Source organism: Pseudarthrobacter sp. 10T415, assembly GCF_056394175.1.
This window is the reverse complement of sequence record NZ_JBFTHJ010000048.1, coordinates 1-989: the sequence shown is the minus strand read 5'-3', so window position 1 is coordinate 989 and position 989 is coordinate 1. Positions and strand designations below refer to the sequence as shown.

At 68.1% G+C, this 989-nt stretch carries 1 protein-coding gene; it reads right to left on the bottom strand.

What is annotated here, in order from left to right:
- Positions 1-989 (bottom strand): serine dehydratase beta chain (locus tag AC1DBN_RS21360; protein WP_477724184.1); only part of this gene is annotated, 989 nt, incomplete at both ends.

Sequence of the window (989 nt, the reverse complement as noted above, 5' to 3'; positions counted from 1 at the left end):
ACCCCCACGGCACCGGCGGCGAGCAGGAACCTGGCCACCACGCCGTCGCGGTCCTCCTGCGTGGCCTGGTCCATGCCCGGGGCGAAATGCAGCGCGTAGTACAGGACCGCGGGAATGATCCCGGCCGCCCCGTTGGTGGGGGCGGTGACCACACGCCCGCCGGAGGCGTTCTCCTCGTTCACGGCCAGGGCCACCAGGTTCACCCACTCCTGCCAGTACCTCGGGTCATGGAAATCCTGGTCCGTGAAGTCCAGGTCCTGGCTGTCCACGCCGGGGCGGGCGCATTCCTTCTTCAACCGGTCGAACCAGTCCGGGGCGCGGCGGCGGACCTTCAACCCGCCCGGCAGCACCCCCTCACGCTTCAGCGAGGTCGCCACGCACGCCTCCATCACGGACCAGATATCCAGCAGCCCCGCCCGGATCTCCTCCTCGGTCCGGGAGGACTTTTCGTTGACCAGCATGACATCACTGATCCCCAACCCGGTGTCCACGCAGTGCTTCAGGAGTTCCGCGGCGGTCCGGAACGGCAGCGGCAGCTCCTTCTTCGACTCATCCAACTCCTGCTGCGCCGCGTCCTCCTCGCCCTCACGGACAATGAACCCGCCGCCCACGGAGAAGAACGTCGCCGCGTGCAACACCGCCCCGTCCGCGTCCGTCACGGTGAACGTCATCCCGTTCGTATGCCGCGGCAACACCGTCAACGGCCGCAACACCATGTCCTTCACCCCGTACGGCAGCGGCACAGACCCGGCCAGGTGCAGCGTCCCGGTCTCAGCGATCGCGGCCAGCCGCTCCTCCACCTCAGCCGGCAAGATCCGCTCCGGATGGAACCCCTCCAAACCCAGCAAGATGGCCGTCATCGTCCCGTGCCCATGCCCCGTCGCAGCCAACGACCCATACAGATCCACCCGCAACGAAGCCACCCGGGACAACACCCCGGCACCCCTCAACTCCTCCGCAAACACCGCAGCAGCCCGCATCGGCCCCAC